This is a genomic window from Streptomyces sp. HUAS MG56 (genome assembly GCF_058673395.1).
The window spans coordinates 1,949,128-1,973,695 of record NZ_CM178722.1 but is presented as its reverse complement, the minus strand read 5'-3'; the positions used below and the strand labels follow the sequence as shown (position 1 = coordinate 1,973,695).

Genomic DNA, 24,568 nt, shown 5'->3' with positions numbered 1-24,568 from the left:
GCGGCAGGGCGCCGAGCACCTGCTCCAGCCGGTCGGCGCATCTGACGGCTCAACGACGGCTGGGCCACCCGCGGTATCGCCCTGTACGCGGACGAGGAAGGGGTGCCCCGTACCGGGACATCGTCGAGGCGATCGGCCGGGCATCTGGGGGTGCCCGTCACGTTCAGCGCAGGAGGCGGTCCAGGAAGGCGTTGCCGAACACCCGGTGCGGGTCCAGGCGGTCGAGGGTCGCGACCGCCTGCTCCCACACCGGCCGGCAGAAGGTGCCGGGCACGGCCGTGCCGAGCACGTCCGGGTCGCTCCAGGCGGAGTCGTCGGTGTACGCCCAGCCCTTGGACCACTCCGCGCGGGCGAGGGCGTGGCCGCCGTCGTACGTGCCGAACAGGAACCGCTCCACCTCGCGCAGGAACGCCTCCGCGTACGGCGTGCCGGGCAGCGTCAGCACGTCCAGCCACACCGCCGTGTCCCACTCGGGACGCTCCGCGCACGGCCGCAGCGCGGACAGCAGCGGGGTCCGCGCACCCGGCACGCCCGCCTCGGCCGGCTGGTCCAGGCCGGTCACCCGGATCTCCACCGAGCCGTTGACCGGGAAGCGGCCCCGTGCGGCGTATGCGGCGAGCAACTCCCGGTAGCGGCTGGTGAATTCGTGCACCACCCGCTGCACGCCGGCCCGCGAGGTGAGCACCGCGTACCCGCTCGCCGTGACCCGCAGCGTGGTCGGCCGCAGATACAGCAGGGTGTTCTTCGACGGCCCCCACAGGTCGGCCGAGTCCGTGGCCGCCAGCCCGAGCCTGGCCACCGTGAGCTGCGCGTTGCCCACCTCCGGCGCCAGATACCAGCCCGCGCCCGCCACCAGCCGCCCCACCAGGTCGGCCACGGGCGTCGGGACGCTGTCCGAGAAGGGGTAGTTGTACGGCGAGGTGACATGCCGCGAGCCCGGCGGCCGCACCGGTGTGACGCTCCACTCCTTCAGCCAGGGGAACTCGGTGAAGGCGAACCAGATCGCCTCGACGCGGCCCGAGCGGCGCACGAAGCGTTCCAGGGTGCGCCCGCCGGAACCGGGTGCCGCGAACAGCTCGCGGGCCGGCACGTCCGTACGGCTGACACAGCGCAGGTTGCCGTCCGGCGCGGCCCGCAGCACCACCTCGGTGACGAAGGCCCGGCCGAGGTGGGTCAGCAGCGCGGCGCAGTCCGCCTCGTCGCGACGGAACGTGCGCAGCGCGTACGCCCCGCGGCGCGCGTCCCACACCACCGCCGTCAGCTCCAGCACACGATTGCTGAGCGAGCCGTACGTCGTCCCGGGCGCCGGGCGTTCGCCGTCGGCCGGTACGGCCGTGCCGTGCGCGTCGATCGCCAGGGCGCCGCCGAGGGTCAGGTCGCCGGGGGCGGGCGTCGCGGTGAGGCCCAGCCCGTGGCCCTCCAGGAAGGTGAGCAGGGCCTCCATGGTCACGCCCGCGCCGGCGCGGACCGCCGAACCGGACTCCAGGGCCAGGCCGGTCAGATGGAGGGCGGTGTCGACCAGCAGGGTCCGGGTGCCGGCCGTCGTCCCCTCGGTGATCGTCAGGGGCGACCAGCCGTGCGAGCGGCCCCGTGCGCGGACCCGCCAGCCGCCGCGCCAGGCCCAGTCGACCACGGCGAGCACCTGCTCCGGCCCGGCCGGGGCGCAGGCCCACAGTCCGTCGGCGGTGATCTCGCCCGCCCAGTTGCGGTACGCCGAGCGGTACAGCCTCACCTCGGCCGGAAACCCGGGGAGTTCGGCAGCGGCCGCCGCCGGGTCGGCCGCGAGCAGCACCGGCGCGGCGGCCCACGCGGCGGCGCCGGCCGCTCCGCACAGCAGGCCACGGCGGCTGACGGGCCATGAACTGCCGTATGGAAAAGGAGAGTTGCCAGGGGCGTCCGTAGAGCGTTCGGTCACGGGCTCACGGTAGGGGCGCGCTGTACGCCCACCGTGCTTTCGTCCACCGCTATCACCCGAGCGGGTGAAAAGCGCACAGCTTGCGCCCAGGTGCGCCCAGGAAGCCTGCCGGAGCGGCCTGTTCCGCGCGGCCCGGTGCCGGATGACACACTGGCGCCATGGACGAACGCGAATTCGGCAGGTCGGGCCAGTGGGCCTCGGTGGTGGGTCTGGGCACCTGGCAGCTGGGCGCCGACTGGGGCCGTGTGGACGAGAAGGAGGCCCTGTCCGTCCTGGAGGCGGCGGCCGAGGCGGGAGTCACGTTCTTCGACACCGCCGACGTGTACGGCGACGGACGCAGCGAGGAGGCCATCGCCTCCTTCCTGCGCACCCGCCCCGACCTGCATGTGCTGGTCGCCACCAAGATGGGCCGCCGGGCCGAGCAGCTCCCCGGGAACTACGTCCTGGACAACTTCCGTGCCTGGAACGACCGTTCACGCCGCAACCTCGGCGTCGACCGCATCGACCTGGTCCAGCTGCACTGCCCGCCGACCCCCGTCTACTCCTCCGACGCGGTCTACGACGCCCTGGACACGCTCGTCGCGGAGGAGCGGATCGCGGCGTACGGGGTGAGCGTCGAGACCTGCGCCGAGGCGCTGACCGCGATCGCCCGGCCGAACGTGGCGAGCGTGCAGATCATCCTCAACCCGTTCCGCATGAAGCCCCTGTACGAGGTGCTGCCCGCCGCCCGCGCGGCCGGTGTCGGCATCATCGCGCGCGTGCCGCTCGCCTCCGGCCTGCTGTCCGGCAAGTACACCAAGGACACGGTGTTCGCGGCCGACGACCACCGCACCTACAACCGGCACGGCGAGGCCTTCGACCAGGGCGAGACCTTCTCCGGCGTCGACTACGCCACCGGTGTCGAGGCCGCCGCCGAGTTCGCCGCGCTCGCCCCCGAGGGATACACCCCGGCCCAGCTGGCCCTGCGCTGGATCGTCGAGCAGGACGGCGTGACGACGGTCATCCCCGGTGCCCGCAGTCCGGAGCAGGCACGCGCCAACGCGGCCGCCGCCAAGCTGCCGCGGCTGCCCGAGGACACCGTCACCGCGATCCGCGAGCTCTACGACCGCCGGATCAAGGACCAGGTCGAGCAGCGCTGGTAGCCGCCGCCCGGACGGCGGTCGTTTGAAGGAACGGCCGGACGGTTACACGGACCCCATGGCGGAGGAAGGCCGGCGCACGGGGCGCGACGAGAGCGAGGACGAGCGGGCCGACCGGATGTGGGGTGAACTCATCCAGGAGGTCCGCGTCGCCCAGACGGGCGTGCAGATCCTCTTCGGCTTCCTGCTGACGGTCGTCTTCTACCCGAGGTACCCCACGCTGCCCCACAGCGAGCAGGTCATCTACGTCGTGACCGTCGTTCTGGGCGCCGCCGCGACCGGGGCCCTCATCGGGCCGGTGTCGCTGCATCGCCTCGTCTCCGGCCGCAGGGTCAAGCCGCAGGCGGTGCGGATCGCCTCCCGGCTGACCTTCGTCGGCCTGCTCCTGCTGGTCACGACGACGACGTCGGCGCTCCTGCTGATCCTGCGGGTGGCCACGCACGGCAGCGAGGTGACCTGGCTGGTCGCGGGCGTCGTCGCCTGGTACCTGGTGTGCTGGTACGCCCTGCCCCTGTGGATCCGGCGCCGCCACACGGTCCACCCGGACACCGGGGCCTCGCTGCCGCGCCGAGAACCCGGCAGCGGCGGCGAGGACCGCCGTACGGGCGGCTAAGGGCGGACGTAGGGCCGGGTCATGATCTCCATGTTGTGCCCCGACGGGTCGGCGAAGTAGGCTCCGCGGCCGCCGAAGAGCCGGTTGATCCGGCCCGGCTCGCCGTGGTGCGGATCGGCGTAGTACGGGACGCCGAGTACGTCCAGCCGGGCGATCATGCCGTCGAACCGCTCGTCGGGCACGAGGAACGCGTAGTGCTGCGGCTGGACCGGCTCGTCCCGCCGCTCGTAGTAGTCGAGCGTGACCCCGTTGCCGAGGTCGACGGGGAGGAACGGGCCGAAGGGGGCGCCGACCTCCAGGCCGAGGACGGCGGCGAGGAACTCGGCCGACAGCCGCGGGTCCCTGGCGAGCACGGCGGTGTGGTCGAGGCGGACGGCGGTCGTGGGCGTGTGCTGTGCGGTGGTCTGCATCGGTGGGTGTGTCTCCGGGTGTCGGGATTCGCTGGAAACGGCGCCGTACGGGCGCCGGGGCAGGAACACTCGGAGACGGCGGCGGGCCTCTCGCCCGCCTCGCGCTCACGCCGAGGCCGGGACCCTCACTCGTGCGTGGCCCAAGGCCGACCCGGCAGTCACCCGGCCGACTCTAATGATCATCGTCGGCCGGGGCAACCGTTCAGTCCCGCGGCGGCCGGCCCCCGCGCGCTCCCCGCAGTGCCGTCAGACACGTGCCGATGGCCTGCTGGAGTTCCTCCAGACGCTGGACCGCTTCGTCCATGTCCTCCTCCTGGAAGTCCTGGGCGTCGTCGAAGGTCAGCTCCTCGAACGCCTTGGTGGCCTTCTGGAGGCTGTTGTAGAACCTGCTCCGCTGCTCCTGGACGCGCAGTTCGGGGTCGGCCTCGACCGCGTCGGCGACCAGCGACTTCATCGTGTCGTAGGCCTCGGTGGCCCACTCGCCGGTGTCCTCGTCGTCCGTCAGCTCGTCGATGAGCGACAGATGCCGCTCGGCCTCCTCGCGCAGCTCGACAGGGGCGTCGACGGTCTGTCCGGCAGGGGTCTTGATCTGCCCGGACTCGGCGATCTGGCGGACGTAGCCGATCCGGTCGGCCGCCCGGCTCTCGGTCGCGACGGCCTTCTTCAGGTCGTCGGTGCGTACGACGTCACGCGCCAGCTCGGCCTGCAGCTCGGGATCGTCACGGAGCCGGTCCAGCAGGGCGCTGCGGGCCGCGCGGGCGGTGGAGGGGTCGGCGAGGATCGCGGCGCGCAGCGCGGTCGGGTTCTCGGCGACCTCCAGCGCCTTGGTGGGACGGATGCCCTCGGCCTCCGCGGCCTCGGCGATGGCGGTGCCGCGCTCGGAGGTCGCGCTGTTGCGGGAGACGTAGTAGTTCAACCACGCGTCCGAGTCCGGCAGTTCGACGTCCTGGCCGGGTACGAGGGTCTCGAAGTGCGGCACGAGTGCGTCGTCGGCGGCCCGGTCCCAGGCCCGGTAGTAGCGCATGACCCGCTCCGGGGAGCAGTCGGCCAGCTGCGCGAACTCCTTCGCCGACACCTTCGGCGTCTCACCGGCGGCCTGCCCGCCCGGCCGCACGCTGCGCGCCACCATCAGCGCGAAGGCCCAGCCTCCGGTGCGCGCGTAGACGCCGAACTCACGGGCGTCGCGTGCCACGAGGTCGGACAGCGGCGCCGCGGCCGGGGCGGACGGCTCGGCCACGGCGCTGCTCTCGGACGTCTCCGATGTCTCGGACGGGTCGATGACCAGGGTCACGGATGACTCTCCTGCAAGGATGACTCGACGGACCGCACCCGGGAGCGGGCGCGGACAGGAAAGCCTATCGGGACATATCGGCCACGCGGAACGTGGCCAGGAACGTCTTCAGCGCCAGCCGGTTCACCGCGTCGTCCCAGGCCGAGGCGGGGGTGGTGAAGCGCAGCGAGAAGCTCCGGTCGCCGCCGATCAGGAAGCCGCGGCCGAAGGTGTGCACCCGGGCGTCCCCGGTGCCCGCCAGCCACTCCAGGTCGGCGGCCTTGTCGCCCTGGTAGGTGGTGGCCCGTAGGGCGCCGACGCGCTGGTAGCCCGGGAGCCGCACCAGGGACGGTTCGACGTCGTTGCGCCATACGGCGACCGGGTCCGGGCCGACGTGCTCGCTGTAGGTGACGGCCAGGGTGGGGGTGGCGCCGCCCGCGCCGAACGTGATGCGGTACCGCTCGCCGGCGTGCTCGGTGAGCAGCCGCTTCCAGCCGTTCGGCAGCGCCACCGAGAAACCCTCCGGTGCGGTGTAGCGGTGATAGCCGGCGGGCAGCGCGGACGGAGCCGTTGCGGAGGAAGAGGGGGAAGGGGAGGGCGAGGTGGACGCCGTCGGGGTGGCCGTGGGTCCGTCGGCCGGGGTGGGAGGGGCGGCCGAGGTGATGGGGCGTGCCGGTGCGTGCGCCGTGCCGGTGGCGGTGCCGGGCAGTCGGTGGGTCACGGCCAGGGCGACGAGTGCGACGGTGACCACGGCCACCGCGCTGCCGGCGGCCAGCGCCCGTCGGCTCCGCTCCGGCCCGCCGAGCCGCAGCAGACTCGGGTACCCACCGCGCAGCCGGGGCTCGGGGCCCGTCGGCAGGCCGGTGTCACCGTCCTCGTCCAGGGCCCGGGTCAGGGCCTCGCGGGTCACCGGCCGCGGCAGCCGCTCGCGCGAGTTCTTGCGCAGCAGCCCCTGCACGGCCTGGGTGAGCGGGCCCGCGCGCAGCGGGGTGCGCAGCGGCAGCCGGTCCACCGCCTTCAGCGTGGCCTCGGGCCGGCCCCGGTCCCGGAACGGCGGCCGGCCCTCCACCATCGTGTAGAGCAGCGCGCCCAGCGCCCACAGGTCCGCGGCCGGGCCGATCCGCTCGTCACGGGCCTGCTCCGGCGAGGCGTACGACGGTGCCGTGAGCCGTGGCACCAGGGTCGCCCCGGCCAGCCCGAACCCGGTGACGACGACCGGTCCGCCCTCCGGGACGAAGACCTGGCCGGGGCTCAGCTCGCCGTGCGTGATGCCCCCGTCGTGCGCGGCCTGGAGCACCTCCAGCACCTCCAGGCCGATCCGCGCCGACCGCGCCGGGCTGAACGAGCCCTCGTGGTCGAGGAGTTCGGTGAGCGGCGTGCCGTCGATCCACTCGGTGACCGTCCACAGCGCGCCGGCCTCGACCACGGCGTCCACGACCACCGCGACCCGGCCGGGGCACAGCAGCCGCATCGTCTCCGAGGTCCGCACGACCCGGGCCGTGACCCGGCGCAGGGTGTCCGCGTCGCAGTCCGCCGGCAGGGTGGTCCGGGCCACCAGCCGCGGCTGCTCGGCGGTCACGTCCTCGGCGTACCACCACAGGCGGTTCGTCTCGCGGGAGAACACCTCCAGGAGCCGGTACCGGCCTGCGACCAACTCGTGTGCGGAGACGTGCGCCTCGACCATGGTCATCCCTCGCTGAAACCCCTGTCCCGTGTCTCCCAGGGGTACGCAGAGCGCGCGGGGGTGCGTTCAAAGAATTCCCGGATGCGCCCCCTTTTTTCCACGGATTCCGGGAGCGCCCCGCTCCGGGGCTTCCGCAACGCGCTCCGCCGCGCTCACGTCAGCCCGAACCGGTCCGCCCAGCCCATGAGTTCGCGGGGTGTGGTGTTGCCCCCGCACACCACGAGGCCGAGCCGGGCGTCGTCGCCGACCCGGGCCAGCACCTGCCGGGCCGCCGGCAGCAGACAGCCCGCGGCCGGCTCGGCCCACACCTTGGCGTGCTCGGCGAGGTCCAGACAGCCCTGCACGGCGTCCCGGTCCGGAACGACGAGCACCTCCTCGACCAGCGCGGCGACATGGTCGTACGTCAGCTGGGACACGGAGGGCGCGCTGAGCGTGGTGACCAGCGACGACAGCGGTACCGGCACCGGCTTGCCCGCCTTCAGCGCGCCGGACATCGCCTCGGCGCCCTCGGTCTCCACACCCCACACCCGCACCCCGGGGCGCAGGGCGGCGAGGGCCGCCGCGACGCCGGCGATCAGACCGCCCCCGCCGATGCTGACGATCACGTCCGTCAGCCCGGCGGTGTCGCGCGCGTCCTGCCCCAGCTCCAGTCCGACCGTGCCCTGCCCCGCGATCACGACCGGGTCGTCGAACGGATGGACCAGGGTCAGCCCCTCGTCCCGCAGCCGCGTCACCAGCTCGAACGCGCTGTCCATGCCGTCGGTCAGCCGCACCGACGCCCCGGCGGCCTCGGCGAGCGCGAGGGACCGGGCGGGTGCGGTCCGTGGCATCACCACGGTCGCCTTCACGTCGAGGGCCGCCGCCATCACCGCGAGCGCGATGCCATGGTTGCCGCCGCTGACCGCGACCACGCCCGCCGCCCGCTCGGCCCCGCTCAGCGACAGCAGCTTCGCGGTCGCGCCGCGCGCCTTGAACGAGCCGGTGCGCTGGAGCAGTTCGAGCTTGGCGGTGACCGGGACACCGAGCAGCTCGGTCAGCCCCGGGCTCGGTACGGTCGGCGTCCGTACGACGTGTCCGGCGATCCGCTCCGCCGCCGCTTCGATGTCCGAGATGCCGATCACGGTGCTTCACCCTTCCGACGCGGGGGTGGGAACCCGCGTCCCTCGCACCCTTTCCCGCGTGGACAGCCCAGGTCAACACCGTTTCAGGGCCGGCCCGCGGGGTCTCACAGCTCGCGGCCCGCCAGATGGTCCAGCAGCGTGCGCAGCTCCCCGGCGGCCTTGGCGGCCAGGGGCACGTCCGCGAGGATCGCCCGCGCGGCGCCCGTGTGTCTCCGGGCCTGGGCCAGCGCCGCCGTACGGCCGCCCGCCGCCTCGATCAGCGCGGCGGCCTCCTCGGCCCGCTCCGGGCGGCCGAGCAGCTCGGGCAGCCCGCGGGCCACGGGGGAGGCGAGCACCGCCAGCACCGGGTACGTCATCTTGCGCTCGCGCAGGTCACCGCCCGCGGGCTTGCCGGTGACGGCCGGATCGCCCCAGATGCCCAGGACGTCGTCGACCAGCTGGAAGGCGATGCCGAGCTGCCGTCCGGCTTGTTCCAGCGCGCCGACCGCGGCCTCGGGTGCCCCGCCGAGCGCGGCGCCCAGCGCGACGGCGCAGCCCAGCAGCGCGCCCGTCTTGCCCTCCGCCATCGCCCGGTACTCCGCGGGGGTCACCCGCTCGGGGCCGGTCGGGGGCCGGGTTGCGAACAGCAGGTCGTCCGCCTGCCCGCGCACCAGATCGGCGAGGGCCGCCGACAGCAGCCGCACCGCGCCCGGACCCTGGGGAGCGCGTGCCAGGCTCTCCACGGCGAGGGCGAACAGGGCGTCCCCGGCCAGCACCGCCGGTCCCGTGCCGTACGCCTTCCACACGGCCGGGCGGCGCCGCCGGGTCCCGTCGCCGTCCATGATGTCGTCGTGCAGCAGCGAGAAGGCGTGGACCAGCTCGACCGCGACCGCCGCCGGGACACCGGCCCGGCCGTCGGCGCCGGCCGCCTCGGCGCCGAGCACCGCGAGCGCCTGCCGTACACCCTTGCCGCCGGACGCGGCCGCGGGTGCCCCGCCGACCTCGCACCAGCCGAAGGAGTACGCGGCCATCTCGGCCACCCACGGATGCAGCCCGGCCACCGCCTCCCGGAGCGCCGGGAGGACCAACTCCCTGCAGCGGGAGAGGACTTCGGGAGCGGAGGGCGGCGCCTGCACCGCCACGGGCCACGCGCTCACCGTACGGCCGCCGCGTCGAGGCGGAACTCCTGCTGCGCCCGGGCCACCATCTCCCGCGCGTGCTTGAGTCCGCTGCGCTCCAACGTCCGGGCCAGGTCGGCGAGTTCGGCGGCCGTCTCGGCGTGGTCCCGGCCGAGCCGGGCCAGCGACTTGGCCAGGCCCAGCCGGGCCAGCGCCTCGCCGCGGGGTTCGCTCATCGCGCGGAACTCCTCCAGCGCCAGCTCGTACAGGTCCCGGGCCTCGGCGTAACGCCCGGCGCGGTACAGGACGTTGCCGCGCATTTTGTGGTTGTAGGCGAGCGCGGAGGACAGGTTCATCGCCCGGCACCCGGCCTCCGCGCGGGACAGCAGCTCCAGCGCCCGCTCGGTGTCCTGGTCGCGGACCGAGAGGATGTCGGCCAGGCCGCGCAGCGCCCACGCGTGCCCGCGCCGGTCCTCGGCCCGCTCGGCTATCTCCGCCGCCTCCTCGAACAGCGCGTACGCCCGGTCGTGGTCGCCGGTGTTGCGGTGCATCTGCGCGATGCCCTCCAGCGCCCACACGGTGTGCCGGGCCTCTCCGCGCTTGCGGGCCTCGGCCAGCAGTTGTTCGTGCAGCCGGCCCACCGCGTCGTAGTCGCCCTGGATGCGGCCGGTCTCCGCGAGGCCCGCCAGCGAGTAGCCGCGGACCACGATGTCCCCGCCGCGCTCGCCGAGTTCGGCCGCGAGCCCGAGCAGCCGCCAGGCCAGCGGGAACGCCCCGCGCTGGCGCGCGAGGGTGCCGCCGCTCCACAGCGCCCAGGCCATGGCGCCGGTGTCGCCGGCCTCGCGTGCGGCGCGGTAGCTCGCCTTCCAGGTCCGGTCGGCGTCCTCGATCCGGCCGAGCCGTCGCTGTGCCTCGGCGACGGCCAGCCCGCAGCGGGCCGCCTCGGCGGGCTGCCCGGAGCGCTCGGCCGCGCGCAGCCGCTCGGTGCCCTCGGCCAGCACGTCGACCAGCGAGGAGTTCACGGAAAGGGAGGTCAGGGCGCCCTGGTACTCCGGGGCGAAAGCCTTGCCGTACATACGCACCTTTCTATACACGGCATGTATACGCACCGTGTATACCCCCCGGGTATACATCCCGTGCATAGGGGTTGGGAAAAGAGCCCCGGCCCGGAGGCCGGGGCGCCATCGGTCTGTTGTCGATCAAGACGCGGGTACGGCGGCGGGGGTTGCCCGTGCGACGCGGATCACGTTGTGAAGGTTCAGTGTTGCTGTGCCTTCTGCGGGGTCGCCTCGCTCGGCCGCACCACGACGAAGCCCTCGCCCCGGAGCATCAGCTGCACGGCTTCGCCCGAACCGCCGCGGAGCATCGAGCCGATGGACTGGGAGCGGTGCAGCGAGGTCTCCAGGTGGGCGGTCCAGCCGACCACCGCGTCCGTGTCGACGAACACCGGGGACTGCGCGGAAACGGGGATGACCAGCGGATTGCCCTCGCAGACCAGCCCGAGCCGGCCCTGCCCGGCGAACACGCTGTTGAACAGCCCGCCGCCGGCGATGCCGGACCCCTTCACCGTCTTGATCTCGTACGACAGCGAGGGGTCGAAGCACAGCACGTTGCGCCCGTTGACGGTGAACCGGTCGCCCGGCTCGATCTCGACGATGAAGCAGTTCTGCGCCTCGTGCGCGAACCAGGCCTCGCCCTGCCCGCGCACCGCCATGAGCGGCAGCCCCTCACCGGTGACCGCGCGCTTCAGCATGCCGCCCACGCCCTGGCCCTTGCGCTCGAACCTCAGATCGCCCCGGTAGGCGACCATCGCGCCCTGGCGGGCGTACATCTCGCCGTTCACCGTGTACCGGACGCACTTGGCGTTCTCGACGGACATGCCCGGCTGCGCGGCGGGCTGCACCACGCGCTCACTGGAAAAGAGGTCACCCTTCATGCCGGGCATCGTGTCCCGGAAGCCATCATTCCGCCAAGATGACGGAAAGTGCCCGGTCAGCCACCGAACAACTGGGCCCAGTAGGTGCCCGCCCGCCCGCCGCCCGCGAATCCGATGCCCAGGTGACCGAAGTCCCGCTTGAGGATGTTGGCGCGATGCCCGGGGCTGTTCATCCACCCCTCCACGACCTCGGCGGGCGAGCGCTGGCCGCAGGCGATGTTCTCGCCGATCGTGCGCAGCCGGGAGCCCGCGGCGGCGGCCCGGTCCCAGGGCCGGGTGCCGTCGGGACAGACGTGGTCGTAGAAGTCGCGGGCGATCATGTCCGCGCAGTGTGCCTGCGCGGCTGCCGTGAGCAGCGGATCGACGGCCAGCGGCGGCAACCCGGCCCGGCCCCGCTCGGCATTGGTGAGCGCGAGCACCTCGGCCGCCGTACGGGACAGCGCGTCCGGCGTCAGCGGAACCGCCCAGAGCGCCGTCCAGTACCGGTCGCCGGCATCGGTGTGGGCGAGGGCGGCATGCCGGAACCGGGGATCGAGGAGCGTCCGCCGGGCCCGCTCGGACCCCAGGCAGTACTCCACGAACTCCGCCGGTGAACGCGGCCCGGAGACCAGGTGCTCGCCGACGCCGATGTACGCGTACCCGGCGCCGGTGATCCGCTGGTGCACGGACACCCCGTCCCGCCCCTCGGCCCCGAGCCGCCCGGCCTCCGCCATGGCCCGGGCGTGCGAGCGCGCGGCGGTGAGGAGCCGTGGATCGAGGGCGACGTGGGGCGAACCGGCCTGTGCACGGGCCGAGTTGACCAACTGGAGGAAGCGGTCGTCGGCGGGGGAGACGGAGACCGCGGCGGGACGGGGACCGGGCGAGCGCGGTGCCGGTACGGCCGCCCCGGTGCCGGTGCCGCCGTCATCGGTGACGTCCACCCCGAAGTCCCGGGCGAGCCCGGCCAGCCCGTCCGCGTACCCCTGCCCGATCGCCCGCAGCTTCCAGCCGGTGCCGGCCCGCGGATACAACTCGGCGAGCAGCAGTACGGTCTCCGGTCCGGGGCGGGGCGGGGCGAACCGGGCCACCGCCCGCCCGGCGCCGTCGCTGACGTCGAGCCGCGGAGCGGGCAGCCGGCCGAGCGCCGTACCGGGCTCGGCCGCGCTGACGACGACGGTGACCCGGCACGCACCGCCGCGCAGCCGCCCCGGCTCGACGGTCAGGGTGTCACCGAGCAGCCGAACCCCGGGCGCCTGCGGCTGGTTGTAGAACACGAGGTCCGCGTCGGACCCGACCTTCCCGTCGGCCCCGGTGACCAGCGCGGACACATCGAACGCACCGGCCACCCGAAGCCGGACCGGACCGTCGGGCAGGACCAGATTCCCGCCGGGAACCAACTCGGACGTCATGCCTGGGAGAACGCCGCGCGCCCACGAGGAGGTTCCCGCATCCCGGACGGGCCCCCAGCTCCTTTCTGCCTCTTGCTCCTTCTTCCTACTTCCTCCCGCTCCTCTCATTCGTCTTCGCGGTCTTCCCGCAGAACGCCGAATCCAGCACCGCCCCCATCGCCTCCTGCACCTTCCCGTTGTTCGACGTGTTGGCGACGGCCGCGAGACTGCGTGAGCCGTCCTTCGTGGCGAAGGCGTAGGTGTAGTACCCCTGCACGATCCCGGTGTGCCCGTACACGGACACACCGCACGGCAGCGAGCGCCTGCGCAGCCCCAGCCCGTACGCCGTGGTGCTGTCGACCCGGCTGAACCGCTCCATCTCGCCGAGCCGTGCGGGGGACAGCAACGCGCCGCGCAGCAGGGCGGAGTAGAAGGTGTCGAGGTCCCGCGTGGTGGAGATGATCGCGCCCGCGCTCTGCGCCCACGACACCGTCTGTTCGGTGGCGTCGACCAGCGGGGCGCCGGCCCGGCCGGGGGTGAGGTAGCCGCGGGCGTAGCGGCCCGGGATCGTGGTCCTCGGGTGGACGTAGAACGTGTCGCGCAGCTTGAGCGGCTTGAAGACGCGGTCCTCGTACGCCGTCCGCACGGACTGCCCCGTGATCTTCTCGATGAGCATCCCGGCGACGACGAAGTTGGTGTTGGAGTACGCGTACGCGGCGCCGGGCGCGTTGGTGCGGGGCCTCTTCAGGGAGAGGGCGACCAGCTGGCGGTAGGTGAAGACCTTGTTCCGCACCGCCTCGAAGCCGGACTCGCTGTCCGCGAACATGTCGTTGGTGTAGTCGTACAGGCCGCTGCGGTGGCTCAGCAGATGGCGGACGGTGATCCGGTCGTCCGGCAGCAGCTTCGGCAGATAGCGGTTGACCGGCGCGTCGAGCGACAGCCGGTGTTCGTCGACGAGCTGGAGCAGGACCACGGCCGAGAAGGTCTTGGTGACGCTGCCGATGCGGAACCGGTCGTCGGCGCTCAGGGCCCGCCGGGTGCTCCGGTCGGCGAGGCCGCGCGTCACGCCGTACGCCTTGCCATGGTCGTCGATCCGCGCCATGGCGCCCGGCGCGCCCGCGTCCACCGCCGACCGCAGCGCCGCGGCCACGCCCGCGGTGTCGGGCGCCGGGAGCGCCGCCGCCCGCGCCGGGGTGTCCGGCACCGCCGTCGCGGCCCGCGCCGGAACCGCGAGGAGCGAGAGCGCGACGACACCGAGGACCGCGCCCCGCCCCACCGTTGCTGAGACCATCCGGCACCCACTTCCCTCCGTACGACATGTGATGCGACATCGATCACATTCCGGCCCTGGAACCTAGGGGATTGGGGAGCCGTCTCCACAGCCGACACACAGTTGGTCATCTTGTGATCACTCTGTGGCGCATGTTCGTAAAGGATTGTCATGGAAGATAGAGAAATCGATCATTCCGTCTTTACGTGCACATGACTGATCCGTAAGGGTTGCTCCTCGGGGCCGGTCCGGCCCCCGTGGCGCCGAACCGTGCCACGCCGCAAGGCGGTTGGCGATCCCGGCCGCCTTCGAACGAAGGAACCCTGATCAGTGCGTAGACCGCACATACGCAGCGTCGCCGTCGCCATCGCGGTGACGACCGCTGCCACGGGCCTGGCCGGTACGGCTTTCGCGGGCCCCGACACGGGGGTGGAGCGGTCCGCCGCGTCCGCCGGCACGAACACCTCGGCGGCGGTGGTGAAGGCGGCGCAGACCGCGGCCTTCGCCCACGCCTTTGCGACCGGCGTCGCGCAGGGCGACGAACTGCACGCCCAGGACGTGATGATCGACCCCGAGGGCGCGCGGCACGTCCGCTTCGAGCGCACCCACAACGGCATGCCGGTGCTCGGCGGCGACCTCGTCGTCCACCTCGACGCCAAGCTGGCTTACACGGGCGTGACCCGCGCGGCCGCCCACGCCGTCGCGCCGGCCACCACCCGGGCCAAGCTGACCGCGGAGCAGGCCGCCGCCAAGGCCGCCCAGGCCGCCCAGGGCGACGCGGGCAGCGCCCAGCTCGTGGTCGACGCCCGCGCCGGCGCCTCCGCCCTCGCCTACCAGGTGACGGTGACCGACCAGCAGGGCACCAACACGGTCGTCGTCGACGCCGTCACCGGCAAGGTGCGCAGCAACACCCCGGACAGCGACGAGTTCCTGTCCCCGAAGCTGCTCGCCGACCTGCGCAAGCACGGCCAGACGCTGGACCCGGCCACCGGCACAGCCGCCGCGCCCGACTCCGCCCTGGCCGCCTCCGGCGTCGCCCCGTACCCCACGGCGGGCAAGGGCACCGGCAAGACCCTCTTCGTGGGCAGCGTCGGCTTGACCACCACGGCCACCTCCAAGGGTCACTACCTGCTCAAGGACCCGACCCGGTACGGCACCGAGACGCGCGACGCCAAGGGCTCGACCACCGAGAAGTTCAGCGCGGGCGCGCCGTTCACCAGCACCACCGACGTGTGGGGCAACGGCACGACGAGCAACCGGGCCAGCGCCGCCGCGGACGCCCAGTACGGCATCACGAAGACGCTGGACTTCTACCGGTCCACCTTCGGCCGCAAGGGCATAGCCGACAACAGCAAGGCCGCCCAGGGCATGGTCCACTGGGGCAGCAAGGTCGCCAACGCCTTCTGGGACCCGACCTGCAACTGCATGCTGTACGGCGACGGCGACGGCAAGACCTTCAAGAAGCCGCTCGTCGTCCTCGACGTCACCGGCCACGAGCTGACCCACGGCGTCGTCGACGCGACCGCCAAGCTGGAGCCGACCTACGTCGACTCCGACGGCAACCAGTACGGTGAGCCCGGCGCGCTGAACGAGTCCCTCGCGGACATCTTCGGCTCGAACGTCGAGTTCTACGCCAACAACAAGAACGACACGCCGGACTACCTCATCGGCGAGAAGCTGGGCCTCGCGCAGAAGTTCCTGCGCCGCCTGGACCACCCCTCGCTCGACAAGCTCGAGGGCACGATCGACTCCTGGTCGACGGACACCTACTACACCGAGGTGCACGCCGGCTCCGGTGTCTCCTCGCACGCCTACTACCTCCTCGCCGAGGGCAGCGGCAAGAAGACGATCAACGGCGTCGCCTACGACTCGCCGACCTCCAACCACTCCACGGTCAAGGGCATCGGCCGCGCCAAGGCCACCGCCATCTTCTACCGTGCGCTGACCCGCTACATGGTCTCCACGACCGACTTCCACAGCGCGCGTGTCGCGACGCTGCAGGCGGCCAAGGACCTGTACGGCGCGAACAGCACCGAGTACAAGACGGTGGACAAGGCGTGGGCCGCGGTCAACGTCACCGCCGCCAACACCCCGGCCGCCCGTCACTGACGCGGCCGAAGTACCCCCGGATGCCCCGCCTCGTGCGGGGCATCCGCAGGTCCGGGCCGCGCGGCTGCCGGCATCCGCCCGCGATCGCCCCAACTGCCTCCGTAACAGCCCTTGTTTCTTTTATTGACAGCGGAAAATAACGGCCCTAGGTTCCCGGCCATGCGCTCGACCCCGCACGCCGAGACGTTCCCCGCCCACACGCCCGCCGCCGCACAGGTCTTCACGGCGGTGCTGTCCCACGGCCCGCTGACCCGGCTGGAGGCGGGCCGCCGGGCCGGGCTGTCCGCGGCCGCCGTCACCAAGGCCGTACGCCCCCTGCTGGCCGCCGGATACCTCGCCGAGGACGCCGACGACGAGGCCCGGCCCACCCCCGGCCGTCCCGCCACGCTGGTCCGGGTCAACGGCGAACGGGCCCTGTTCCTCGGGGTGAAGGTCACCGGCGGTGAGCTGATCGCGGTCCTGACGGACCTGTGCTGCCGCATCCGTGTCGCCCGCCGCCGGCCCCTGCCCGACCGGGCGCCCGGATCCGTGCTGACCTCGATCGCGGACCTCGTCCAGGAACTCCTCGCGCACGCGGCCGAGTCGGACGCGCCGGTGGCCGGGCTCGGCATCGCCGTCTCCGGCGACGTCGACCGGGCCGAGGGCGTCGTACGCTACTCGCCGTTCCTGGACTGGCGGGACGTGCCGCTCGCCGAACTCGCCGCGACCACCACCGGACTGCCGGTCACCGTCGACCACGACGTGCGCGCGCTCACCGTCGCCGAGCAGTGGTTCGGCGCCGGCGCCGGGCTCGCGGACTTCGCCGTTGTGACCGTCGGCGCCGGCATCGGCTGCGGGCTCGTCGTGCACGGGCGGGTGGTCGCCGGCGCCCATGGCGTGGCCGGGGAGATCGGCCACGTCGTCGTGGACCCGGCCGGACCCGAGTGCCACTGCGGAAACCGCGGCTGTGTCGAGGCGGTCGCGGGCGAGTCCGCGATCGTCGCCCGCATGCGCGAGGTGACGAACCGCCATATCCCCGACAGCGCACAGGCGTTGGTGCTCGCGCACGAGGGCGTGCCCGGTGCCAGAGAGGTGTACGAGCGCGCCGGGGAGGCCATCGGCCGGGGCATCGCCACCGTGGCCAACCTGCTCGGCCCCGAGCGCGTGATCATCTCCGGCGAGGGGCTCGCCGCCTACGACCTCTTCGCGGACCAGATCCGCCGGGCGTTCACCACGGCCGCCTTCGGCTCCGCCGCCCGGTGCGACGTCCTGACCCGCCCGCTGCCCTTCGAGGAGTGGGCGCGCGGCGCCGCGGCCGCCGCGATCCAGTCCTTCATCACGCAGACCCCCGGCACCGGAAAGGGCTGAACCGCCCCGACCCGAACCCACCCTGGAGGTACGGCCCATGCGGTCACCCTCGTACTCCGTCCTGCCCGCCCGCGGGCTCAGAGCCGCCGTCGTCCTGGCCCTCACCGCGGGCCTCGCGACCGCCGTCCCGGCCACCGCACACGCGGCGCCCGAGCCGGTGGTGGCGGCCAAGCCCTATATGGGCTGGTCCAGTTGGAGCATGCAGTCCTCCAAGTACCCCGGCCTCAACCCGGACGGCGACTACAGCTACCTCACCGAGGCCAACGTCCTGAAGCAGGCCGGCGCCCTGGCCGGCAAACTGAAGCCGTACGGCTACGAGTACGTCGACATCGACTCCGGCTGGTGGCGGAACGACAGCTGGAAGCCCGAGTACGACGGCTACGCACGCCAGCGGGCCGACCCGGTCCGCTTCCCGCACGGCATGAAGACCGTCGCCGACCGCATCCACGCGCTCGGCCTGAAAGCCGGGATCTATCTGCCCGTCGGCCTGGAGAAGGAGGCCTACGGCGACGGCAAGGTGCCCGTCTGGCACGCCGACGGCTGCACCACCGCCGACGTCGTCTACGACGACCTGCGCACGACCAACGGCTGGGACAGCGCCTACAAACTCGACCTGGCCAAGCCCTGCGCCCAGAAGTACATAGACTCACAAGCCCAGTTGCTGACCTCCTGGGGCTACGACTTCCTCAAGCTCGACGGCGTCGGCCCCGGCTCCTTCAAGAGCGGGGACAACTACGACAACGTCGCCGACGTGGCCGCCTGGCAGCAGGCCCTCGCCGCCACCGGCCGCCCCGTCCATCTGGAGCTCTCCTGGTCCCTGGACATCGGCCACGCCGCCGACTGGAAGAAGTACTCCAACGGCTGGCGCATCGACACCGATGTCGAGTGCTACTGCAACACCCTCGTCACCTGGGAGAACTCCGTCGACGACCGCTTCGACGACGCCCCCGGCTGGACGCGGCACGCGGGCCCCGGCGGCTGGAACGACCTCGACTCCCTCGACGTCGGCAACGGCGCCATGGACGGCCTGACCAAGGCCGAGCGGCAGAGCTACGCCACGCTGTGGGCCATCGCCAAGTCCCCCCTCTACACCGGCGACGACCTCACCAAGCTGGACGACTACGGCGTCAAGCTCCTCACCAACCGCGAGGTCATCGCCGTCGACCAGGGCGACACCCCGCCCGCCCGGCCGGTCACGCCCTCCGACCCGCAGCAGGTCTGGTCCGCGAAGAACCCCGACGGCACCTACACCGTCGCCCTGTTCAACCTCGCCGACCGCCCCGCCGCCGTCACCGCCGACTTCTCGGCCCTCGGCTTCACCGGCAGGGCGGCCGTACGGGACCTGTGGAACCACGAGAACCTGGGCTCGTACAAGAACAGGATCACCGAGGCGCTGCCCGCCCATGGCTCCCGCCTGTTCACCGTCACCGCGCACGGCAGCGCGGTGAGGACCACCGGCCGCGAGGCCGAGTCCGCCGCCAACACCCTGACCGGCAACGCCTCCGTCGCCGACTGCTCCGCCTGCTCCGGCGGCAAGAAGGTCGGCAACCTCTACCTCGGCGGTGCCCTCCGCTTCAACGACATCGTCGTGGACCGACCCGGCACGTATCTCGTCAAGGTCGCGTACGTCAGCGGGGACGCCCGGTCGGTCAACATCTCGGCCAACTCCGGTGCCGCGGTGTCCCATCGCTTCCCCTCGACCGGCGACTGGAGCACCGTCGAGACCGTGAGCGTCCCCCTCACCCTCAAAGCAGGCGCCAACACCGTGACGTTCGACAGCGGTTCGGACTACGCACCGGACATCGACCGCATCGACGTCCCCGTATCCCCGCGCCAGTGAGATCGGAGCCCGCCATGGACACCCCACCCAGCAGACGCGGCTTCCTCGCCCTCGCCGCCGCCACCGGAGCGCTCGTCACGCTGCCCGCCTTCACCGCCACCGCCGCGCCGCAGCGCGCTGCCGAGGGGCCCGTGCCGGATCCCCGGCACCAGCTCTGGTGGCAGGCACCGGCCGACGAGCAGTCGCTGATCACCCAGGGCCTGCCCGTCGGCAACGGCCGGCTCGGCGCACTCGCGACCAACGACCCCGGCCGGGAACTGCTGCTCGTCACCGACGCCACGATGTGGACCGGCGGCCGCAACGACACCCTCGACTCCGACGGCCAGTTCCCCTACGGCCGCGACGACTTCGGCTCCCTCACCCTCCTCGCCCGGCTCACCGTCGACCTGCCGGACCACGACCTGTCCGCCGTCTCCGGCTACCGCCGCACCCTCGACCTCGCCCAGGGCGTGGTGACGACGTCGTACGTCCGCGCCGGAGTCACCTACCGGCGGCAGCTGTTCGCCAGCCGCCCCGACGACGTCCTCGTCCTGCACTTCACCCAGAGCGGCGGCGGACAGTACACCGGCACCCTCACCCTCGACGGCACCCACGGAGAGACCGCGGGAGCGGCCGGCTCCTTCGCCGGGGCGTTCCCCAACGGGCTGAAGTACGGCGCCGCCGTCGCCGCCCGCGGCAGCGGCGGCAGCGTCCGCGTCGACGGCTCCCGCATCGCCTTCTCCGGCTGCCGGGAGCTCACCGTGGTCCTCAGCGGCGGCACGAACTACGCGCCCGACCCCGCCGCCCACTACCGCGCCCCGTCCCTCGACCCCCTGACGCTGGCCCGCACCAAGGTCCGCGCCGCCGCCCGCCACTCCGCCGGCACCCTGCTGCGCACGCACACCGCCGACCACCGTGCCCTCTTCGACCGGTTCGGCCTCTCCCTCGGCACCTCGACCGCCGAGCAGCGCGCACTCGACACCTGGGAGCGGATCCAGGCCCGCGCCCGGGACGGCGAACCGGATCCCGAACTGGAGGCGGCCTACGTCCAGTTCGGCCGGTATCTGATGATCTCCGGCTCCCGGGGCAGCCTGCCGCTCGGCCTCCAGGGGCTCTGGCTCGACGGCAACGACCCGGACTGGATGGGCGACTACCACACCGACATCAACCTCCAGATGAACTACTGGATGGCCGACCGGGCGGGCCTCGCCCCGTGCTTCGACGCCCTCACCGACTACTGTCTCGCCCAGCTCCCGTCCTGGACCGACCTCACCCGGCGCCTGTTCGACGACCCGCGCAACCGCTACCGCAACTCCAGCGGAAGAAACGCCGGCTGGACCCTGGCCATCTCCACCAACCCCCATGGCGGGGGCGGCTGGTGGTGGCACCCGGCCGGGAACGCCTGGCTGGCCAACACTCTGTTCGAGCACTACGAGTTCACCAACTCCCGCACCCATCTGGCGAAGATATACCCGCTGTTGAAGGGCGCCTGCGAGTTCTGGGAGGCCCGGCTGCTCCCCACCACCCTGCCCGGCACCGGCCAGGAGGTCCTGATCGCCGACAGCGACTGGTCCCCGGAACAGGGCCCGCTCGACGCCAAGGGCATCACCTACGCACAGGAACTGGTATGGGCGCTGTTCGGCAACTACCGGTATGCCGCCGCCCAGTTGGGACGCGACGCCGACTACGCGGCCACCATAGGCGGCCTGCGCGAGCGGCTGTACCTGCCGGTGGTGAGCCCGAAGACCGGGTGGCTGGAGGAGTGGATGTCCCCGGACAACCTCGGCGAGACCACGCACCGGCATCTGTCCCCGCTGATCGGCCTCTTCCCCGGCGACCGCATCCGGCCCGACGGCTCCACCCCCGCCGAGATCGTCGCCGGTGCCACCGCCCTGCTCACCGCGCGAGGCATGAACAGCTTCGGCTGGGCCAACGCCTGGCGGGCCCTGTGCTGGGCCCGGCTGAAGAACGCCGCGAACGCCTACCAGCTCGTCGTCACCAACCTGCGCCCCTCCGAGAACGGCGGCAACGGCACCGCCCCCAACCTCTTCGACATCTACGAGGTCTCCCAGGGCCGGGGGATCTTCCAGATCGACGCCAACTTCGGCACCCCGGCCGCCGTCGCCGAGATGCTGCTGTACTCCCGCCCGGGACACCTCGAACTGCTCCCCGCCCTGCCGGACGCCTGGGCGGCGGCCGGCTCGGTGACCGGGGCCGGGGCCCGCGGCGGGTTCGTCGTCGACCTCGCCTGGCGGGAGGGCAGACCCACCGAGGTGCGTATCCGCAGCGTCGGCGGGACGATGACCTCCGTGGGGTACGCAGGCACGTCCCGGACCGTCCGCGTACGGCCCGGCGAGTCCGTCACACTCCGGGACCTCGCGCGATGAGCGGCAGGATCGGACGCGGCTGCCGCGTCGTCGCAGCGCTGCTCACGGCCGCCGTCTGCCAGTCCCTGCCCGCCCAGGCCGCCGCCCCGCTGCCCGCGTCCGTCACCCGCGCCACCGGAGTCGTCACCTGGGCCGCCAGCGCCGACCGCATGAGCGAGGGCGCGGCGGACGAGGGCTACCGGATGATCGTGCACACCAGCGTCGGCGGAAGCGGTCTGCGCGTCCGTGTGACCAACGCCTTCGGCGACCGCCCGCTGACCCTGGACAGCGTCTGGGCCGGCCGGCGCGACCACGGCGCCGCCCTGCGCCGCGGCAGCAACCGGCGGCTGACCTTCGGCGGCGCCCGCACGGTCACCGTGGCGCCGGGCGCCGTCGCCTGGAGCGATCCGCTGTCCGGCACGCTGCCGCCCGGTACGGACCTCGCCGTCAGCCTGCACACCCCGGCCGCGGCCGGCCCCGCGACCGGCCACGGGATGGCGATGCAGACCTCGTACACAGGGCCGGGCAACCACACCGCCGAGGAGAGCGGCGCCAAGTGGACACGGGCGACCGGCTCCTGGTGGTACCTCGACGCCGTGTCCGTACGGCCGTCCCGCGCCGCCGTACGGGCCGTCGCCGCGCTCGGCGACTCCATCACCGACGGCTGGCATTCCACCACCGACCTGAACCGCCGCTGGCCCGACTACCTCGCCCGGCACCTGAACACCGCCCGCACCGACCTCAAGGGTGTCGCGAACGAGGGGATCTCCGGCAACCAGGTCCTCGCGGACGGAGCCGGCCAGAGCGCCCTGCACCGACTGGACCGGGACGTGCTGTCCCTGCCGGGCGTGCGCACCGTGTTCCTCTTCGAGGGCGTGAACGACCTCAAGGCGCACACCGGTGTCACCGCGGCCCGGCTCGTCGCCGGCTACCGGGAGATCGCCCGGCGGGCGCACGCGGCCGGGAAGTGCGTCGTCGCCGCCACCGTCGGCCCGTTCAAGGGCTGGCCCGAATGGGACCCGGCCGCCGAGACCGTACGCCAGGAGGTCAACCGGTACCTGCGCACCACCCGTGACGTCGATGCCCTCACCGACTTCGACCGGGTGCTGCGCAGCCCCTACGACCCGGAACGGATCCTGCCGTTCTTCGACGGCGGCGACCATCTCCACCCCAACGACAAGGGGATGCAGGCCATGGCCGACGCCGTCGACCTGGGCCGCCTGAACTGCGCCCGCTGAACCCGCCGGGCCCGCCGGCGGTTCAGCGCAGCGTCTCGGCCCAGTTCGCCGGTACCCGTCCCGCCGGGCCGGGTACCGGCTGGTCGGCGGGGTGGCTGCCCGGCGGGGCGAGTTCGGGGCCCGAGACGTACAACTCGTCCTTGGTGTAGTCCCAGAACCACTCCTCGCCCGGCTCGAAGCTCTGGATCACCGGGTGACCCGTGGCGTGGTAGTGGGCGGTGGCGTGCTTCTCGGGGGAGTCGTCGCAGCAGCCGATGTGCCCGCACTGCGCGCACCGGCGCAGATGGAACCACCAGCCGCCGGCCTTCTCGCACTCCACGCACCCGGCGCCGCTGGGCGGGACGGCCGGGTCGATCGCCTCGGTTCCGTCGGTCGCGCTCATACCGTGTCCTCCTTGTCAGGTGTCTCGGCGGTCAGCGGCAGCAGCACCTGGAACCGGGTGTCGCCGGGCACCGACTCGACGCGCAGCGTGCCGTGGTGCTTGTTGACGACGATCCGCCAGGAGATGTCCAGACCCAGCCCGGTGCCCTCGCCGACCGGTTTCGTGGTGAAGAACGGGTCGAAGATCCGGTCCTTGTTCTCCGGCGGCACGCCCGGCCCGGTGTCCCGGAACTCCACCAGCAGCCGCTCGTGGTCGAGCGCCGTGCGCACGGTCAACGTGCCCGTGCCGCCCGCGCTGTTGACGGCGGAGACCGCGTTGTCGATCAGGTTGGTCCACACCTGGTTGAGCTCCGCCGGATAGGCGGGCACCGGTGGCAGCGTACGGTCGTACTCCTTGACGACCTCGATGCCCGCGCCGATCTTGCCGGAGAGCATCAGCAGGGTGCTGTCGAGGAGTTCGTGCACGTCGACCACCCGGTACGGTGCCCGGTCCAGCTGGGAGTACTGCTTGGCGGCGTCCACGAGATGCGAGATCCGGGTGGTGGAGTCCTCGATCTCGTTCATCAACAGCTCGGTCTCGATGGTGTAGTTGAGCCAGCCGACCGCCCCGGGCAGGATCTCCGTGTCCACGGCCGCCACGACCTGCTCCAGCCAGTCGACGTCGAGCCCGGCCTGCACGAAGGCCGGCGCCAGCTGCCAGCCGTTGTCGATGCCGTGGTCGTCCAGCCAGTCGGTCAGCAGGTCCTCGCGGTCGGCGGCCTCCATCGGGCTGAGCACCGGGGCCTTGGCGACCCGCTCGGCGGTGCGCTCCTGGACCTCGATGAGGCTCGCCAACGCCTCGCGGGAGAAGGGGCCTTCGGCGATCACGGCCAGCTTGTGCCGCATCTTCGCGACCCGCTCGCGCAGCGTGGCCGTGGCCCGCACGGCCGCCGCCGCGGGGTTGTTCAGCTCGTGCGTGAGCCCCGCCGACAGCGAGCCGAGCGCCAGCAGCCGCTCCCGCTGCCCGATCGCCGCCTGGGCGCTCTTCGACCCGAAGAACAGCCCCTCCAGCAGATGCACGGCCATCGGGAACCAGTCGTTCATGACCTCCGCGAAGACGTCCGCCGGCAGCACGAAGAAGCGGGTCGGCACCGTCACCCGCATCGAGTTGTTGTAGACCTGCCGCACCCGGTCGCCGATGTAGGCCTGCATCGCGCCCGCGTACACCCCGGACTGGGAGGTGCGGGTGACCTCCACGTCGTCGCCGCCGACCCGGCGGGACAGCACCACCGTGCCCTCGATCATCACGAAGAAGCAGGTGGCGGCGTCGCCCTCGGTGTACACCGGGCCGGGTTCGAACAGCTCCACCCGCCCGTCGCTGCACAGCCGCCCGAGCTGCTCGGGGCTCAGCTTCTCGAAGAGGAACAGCGAGCTGATCTCCTTCGGACTGCACGGCATGATCCGACCGCTCATGACCTCTCCAGACCGCTCATGGCTGCTTCAGACC

19 protein-coding genes are annotated in these 24,568 nt (G+C 72.7%); 7 read left to right on the top strand and 12 right to left on the bottom strand.

Annotated elements, in window-relative coordinates; all coding sequences use genetic code 11:
- Positions 1 to 163: 163 nt before the first annotated feature.
- A complete protein-coding gene (locus AC4OXY_RS09580; RefSeq protein WP_491993677.1) occupies positions 164 to 1,915 on the bottom strand; it encodes a cholesterol oxidase substrate-binding domain-containing protein in 1,752 nt (583 codons plus the stop codon).
- 158 nt (positions 1,916 to 2,073) lie between these two features.
- Here AC4OXY_RS09580 and AC4OXY_RS09575 point away from each other — a divergent pair, with 158 nt between their 5' ends.
- The gene (locus tag AC4OXY_RS09575) at positions 2,074 to 3,057 is read left to right on the top strand and encodes an aldo/keto reductase (RefSeq protein ID WP_491993676.1); all 984 of its coding nucleotides are present in this window, start codon (positions 2,074 to 2,076) and stop codon (positions 3,055 to 3,057) included.
- A 55-nt stretch (positions 3,058 to 3,112) separates the two neighbouring features.
- Positions 3,113 to 3,667: a DUF6328 family protein gene (locus AC4OXY_RS09570; RefSeq protein WP_491993675.1), complete on the top strand. Its 555-nt coding sequence runs from the start codon at positions 3,113 to 3,115 to the stop codon at positions 3,665 to 3,667.
- Here the strand turns inward: AC4OXY_RS09570 and AC4OXY_RS09565 are convergent.
- The 9 genes from AC4OXY_RS09565 to AC4OXY_RS09525 all read right to left on the bottom strand — a co-directional run bounded on the left by AC4OXY_RS09565 (position 3,664) and on the right by AC4OXY_RS09525 (position 13,843).
- Entirely contained in the window at positions 3,664 to 4,077 is a 414-nt protein-coding gene (locus AC4OXY_RS09565; RefSeq protein WP_362820862.1) for a VOC family protein, read from the bottom strand. The two genes, AC4OXY_RS09570 and AC4OXY_RS09565, sit on opposite strands and share 4 nt — an antisense overlap.
- A 202-nt stretch (positions 4,078 to 4,279) precedes the next feature.
- A complete protein-coding gene (locus tag AC4OXY_RS09560; protein ID WP_362820861.1) occupies positions 4,280 to 5,368 on the bottom strand; it encodes a hypothetical protein in 1,089 nt (362 codons plus the stop codon).
- A 64-nt stretch (positions 5,369 to 5,432) separates the two neighbouring features.
- Entirely contained in the window at positions 5,433 to 7,037 is a 1,605-nt protein-coding gene (locus AC4OXY_RS09555) for a serine/threonine-protein kinase (RefSeq protein WP_356032157.1), read from the bottom strand.
- A 146-nt stretch (positions 7,038 to 7,183) separates the two neighbouring features.
- The gene (locus tag AC4OXY_RS09550; protein WP_376293198.1) at positions 7,184 to 8,152 is read right to left on the bottom strand and encodes a threonine/serine dehydratase family protein; all 969 of its coding nucleotides are present in this window, start codon (positions 8,150 to 8,152) and stop codon (positions 7,184 to 7,186) included.
- Positions 8,153 to 8,256: 104 nt separating this feature from the next.
- Positions 8,257 to 9,288, bottom strand: coding sequence for a polyprenyl synthetase family protein (locus AC4OXY_RS09545; protein WP_491993674.1), 1,032 nt, complete (start codon positions 9,286 to 9,288; stop codon positions 8,257 to 8,259).
- Complete coding sequence (locus tag AC4OXY_RS09540; RefSeq protein ID WP_356032149.1) at positions 9,285 to 10,325, bottom strand: tetratricopeptide repeat protein; 1,041 nt, start codon at positions 10,323 to 10,325, stop codon at positions 9,285 to 9,287. Before AC4OXY_RS09540 ends, AC4OXY_RS09545 begins: the two co-directional genes overlap by 4 nt.
- A 182-nt stretch (positions 10,326 to 10,507) precedes the next feature.
- Complete coding sequence (locus AC4OXY_RS09535) at positions 10,508 to 11,185, bottom strand: AIM24 family protein (protein WP_356032148.1); 678 nt, start codon at positions 11,183 to 11,185, stop codon at positions 10,508 to 10,510.
- 56 nt (positions 11,186 to 11,241) lie between these two features.
- On the bottom strand, positions 11,242 to 12,573 hold the full coding sequence (locus AC4OXY_RS09530; protein ID WP_491993673.1) for a CAP domain-containing protein: 1,332 nt from the start codon (positions 12,571 to 12,573) through the stop codon (positions 11,242 to 11,244).
- Positions 12,574 to 12,658: 85 nt separating this feature from the next.
- Positions 12,659 to 13,843: a serine hydrolase domain-containing protein gene (locus tag AC4OXY_RS09525; protein WP_491993672.1), complete on the bottom strand. Its 1,185-nt coding sequence runs from the start codon at positions 13,841 to 13,843 to the stop codon at positions 12,659 to 12,661.
- 309 nt (positions 13,844 to 14,152) lie between these two features.
- Between AC4OXY_RS09525 and AC4OXY_RS09520 the strand changes: the two genes are divergently transcribed.
- From AC4OXY_RS09520 to AC4OXY_RS09500, 5 genes are all read left to right on the top strand, one after another.
- On the top strand, positions 14,153 to 15,931 hold the full coding sequence (locus tag AC4OXY_RS09520) for a M4 family metallopeptidase (protein ID WP_402067512.1): 1,779 nt from the start codon (positions 14,153 to 14,155) through the stop codon (positions 15,929 to 15,931).
- A 159-nt stretch (positions 15,932 to 16,090) separates the two neighbouring features.
- On the top strand, positions 16,091 to 17,278 hold the full coding sequence (locus AC4OXY_RS09515) for an ROK family protein (protein ID WP_491993671.1): 1,188 nt from the start codon (positions 16,091 to 16,093) through the stop codon (positions 17,276 to 17,278).
- Positions 17,279 to 17,315: 37 nt separating this feature from the next.
- Positions 17,316 to 19,118, top strand: coding sequence for an alpha-galactosidase D (locus AC4OXY_RS09510; RefSeq protein WP_491993670.1), 1,803 nt, complete (start codon positions 17,316 to 17,318; stop codon positions 19,116 to 19,118).
- A 14-nt stretch (positions 19,119 to 19,132) separates the two neighbouring features.
- Positions 19,133 to 21,484: a glycosyl hydrolase family 95 catalytic domain-containing protein gene (locus tag AC4OXY_RS09505; protein WP_491993669.1), complete on the top strand. Its 2,352-nt coding sequence runs from the start codon at positions 19,133 to 19,135 to the stop codon at positions 21,482 to 21,484.
- A complete protein-coding gene (locus tag AC4OXY_RS09500; protein ID WP_491993668.1) occupies positions 21,481 to 22,701 on the top strand; it encodes an SGNH/GDSL hydrolase family protein in 1,221 nt (406 codons plus the stop codon). The genes AC4OXY_RS09505 and AC4OXY_RS09500 overlap by 4 nt, the downstream gene beginning before the upstream one ends.
- A 22-nt stretch (positions 22,702 to 22,723) precedes the next feature.
- Here the strand turns inward: AC4OXY_RS09500 and AC4OXY_RS09495 are convergent, their stop codons facing one another.
- The gene (locus tag AC4OXY_RS09495) at positions 22,724 to 23,083 is read right to left on the bottom strand and encodes a UBP-type zinc finger domain-containing protein (RefSeq protein WP_491993667.1); all 360 of its coding nucleotides are present in this window, start codon (positions 23,081 to 23,083) and stop codon (positions 22,724 to 22,726) included.
- Positions 23,080 to 24,534, bottom strand: coding sequence for an ATP-binding protein (locus AC4OXY_RS09490; RefSeq protein WP_491993666.1), 1,455 nt, complete (start codon positions 24,532 to 24,534; stop codon positions 23,080 to 23,082). The genes AC4OXY_RS09495 and AC4OXY_RS09490 overlap by 4 nt, the downstream gene beginning before the upstream one ends.
- Positions 24,535 to 24,568: the final 34 nt, after the last annotated feature.

What these genes read in the sequence shown, in the direction of transcription:
- AC4OXY_RS09575 (WP_491993676.1), top strand. Translation starts at nt 2,074, where the DNA reads ATGGACGAACGCGAATTCGGCAGGTCGGGCCAGTGGGCCTCGGTGGTG.
- AC4OXY_RS09570 (WP_491993675.1), top strand. Translation starts at nt 3,113, where the DNA reads ATGGCGGAGGAAGGCCGGCGCACGGGGCGCGACGAGAGCGAGGACGAG.
- AC4OXY_RS09565 (WP_362820862.1), bottom strand. Translation starts at nt 4,077, where the DNA reads ATGCAGACCACCGCACAGCACACGCCCACGACCGCCGTCCGCCTCGAC.
- AC4OXY_RS09555 (WP_356032157.1), bottom strand. Translation starts at nt 7,037, where the DNA reads ATGACCATGGTCGAGGCGCACGTCTCCGCACACGAGTTGGTCGCAGGC.
- AC4OXY_RS09540 (WP_356032149.1), bottom strand. Translation starts at nt 10,325, where the DNA reads ATGTACGGCAAGGCTTTCGCCCCGGAGTACCAGGGCGCCCTGACCTCC.
- AC4OXY_RS09535 (WP_356032148.1), bottom strand. Translation starts at nt 11,185, where the DNA reads ATGAAGGGTGACCTCTTTTCCAGTGAGCGCGTGGTGCAGCCCGCCGCG.
- AC4OXY_RS09530 (WP_491993673.1), bottom strand. Translation starts at nt 12,573, where the DNA reads ATGACGTCCGAGTTGGTTCCCGGCGGGAATCTGGTCCTGCCCGACGGT.
- AC4OXY_RS09525 (WP_491993672.1), bottom strand. Translation starts at nt 13,843, where the DNA reads ATGGTCTCAGCAACGGTGGGGCGGGGCGCGGTCCTCGGTGTCGTCGCG.
- AC4OXY_RS09515 (WP_491993671.1), top strand. Translation starts at nt 16,091, where the DNA reads ATGCGCTCGACCCCGCACGCCGAGACGTTCCCCGCCCACACGCCCGCC.
- AC4OXY_RS09510 (WP_491993670.1), top strand. Translation starts at nt 17,316, where the DNA reads ATGCGGTCACCCTCGTACTCCGTCCTGCCCGCCCGCGGGCTCAGAGCC.
- AC4OXY_RS09505 (WP_491993669.1), top strand. Translation starts at nt 19,133, where the DNA reads ATGGACACCCCACCCAGCAGACGCGGCTTCCTCGCCCTCGCCGCCGCC.
- AC4OXY_RS09500 (WP_491993668.1), top strand. Translation starts at nt 21,481, where the DNA reads ATGAGCGGCAGGATCGGACGCGGCTGCCGCGTCGTCGCAGCGCTGCTC.
- AC4OXY_RS09495 (WP_491993667.1), bottom strand. Translation starts at nt 23,083, where the DNA reads ATGAGCGCGACCGACGGAACCGAGGCGATCGACCCGGCCGTCCCGCCC.
- AC4OXY_RS09490 (WP_491993666.1), bottom strand. Translation starts at nt 24,534, where the DNA reads ATGAGCGGTCGGATCATGCCGTGCAGTCCGAAGGAGATCAGCTCGCTG.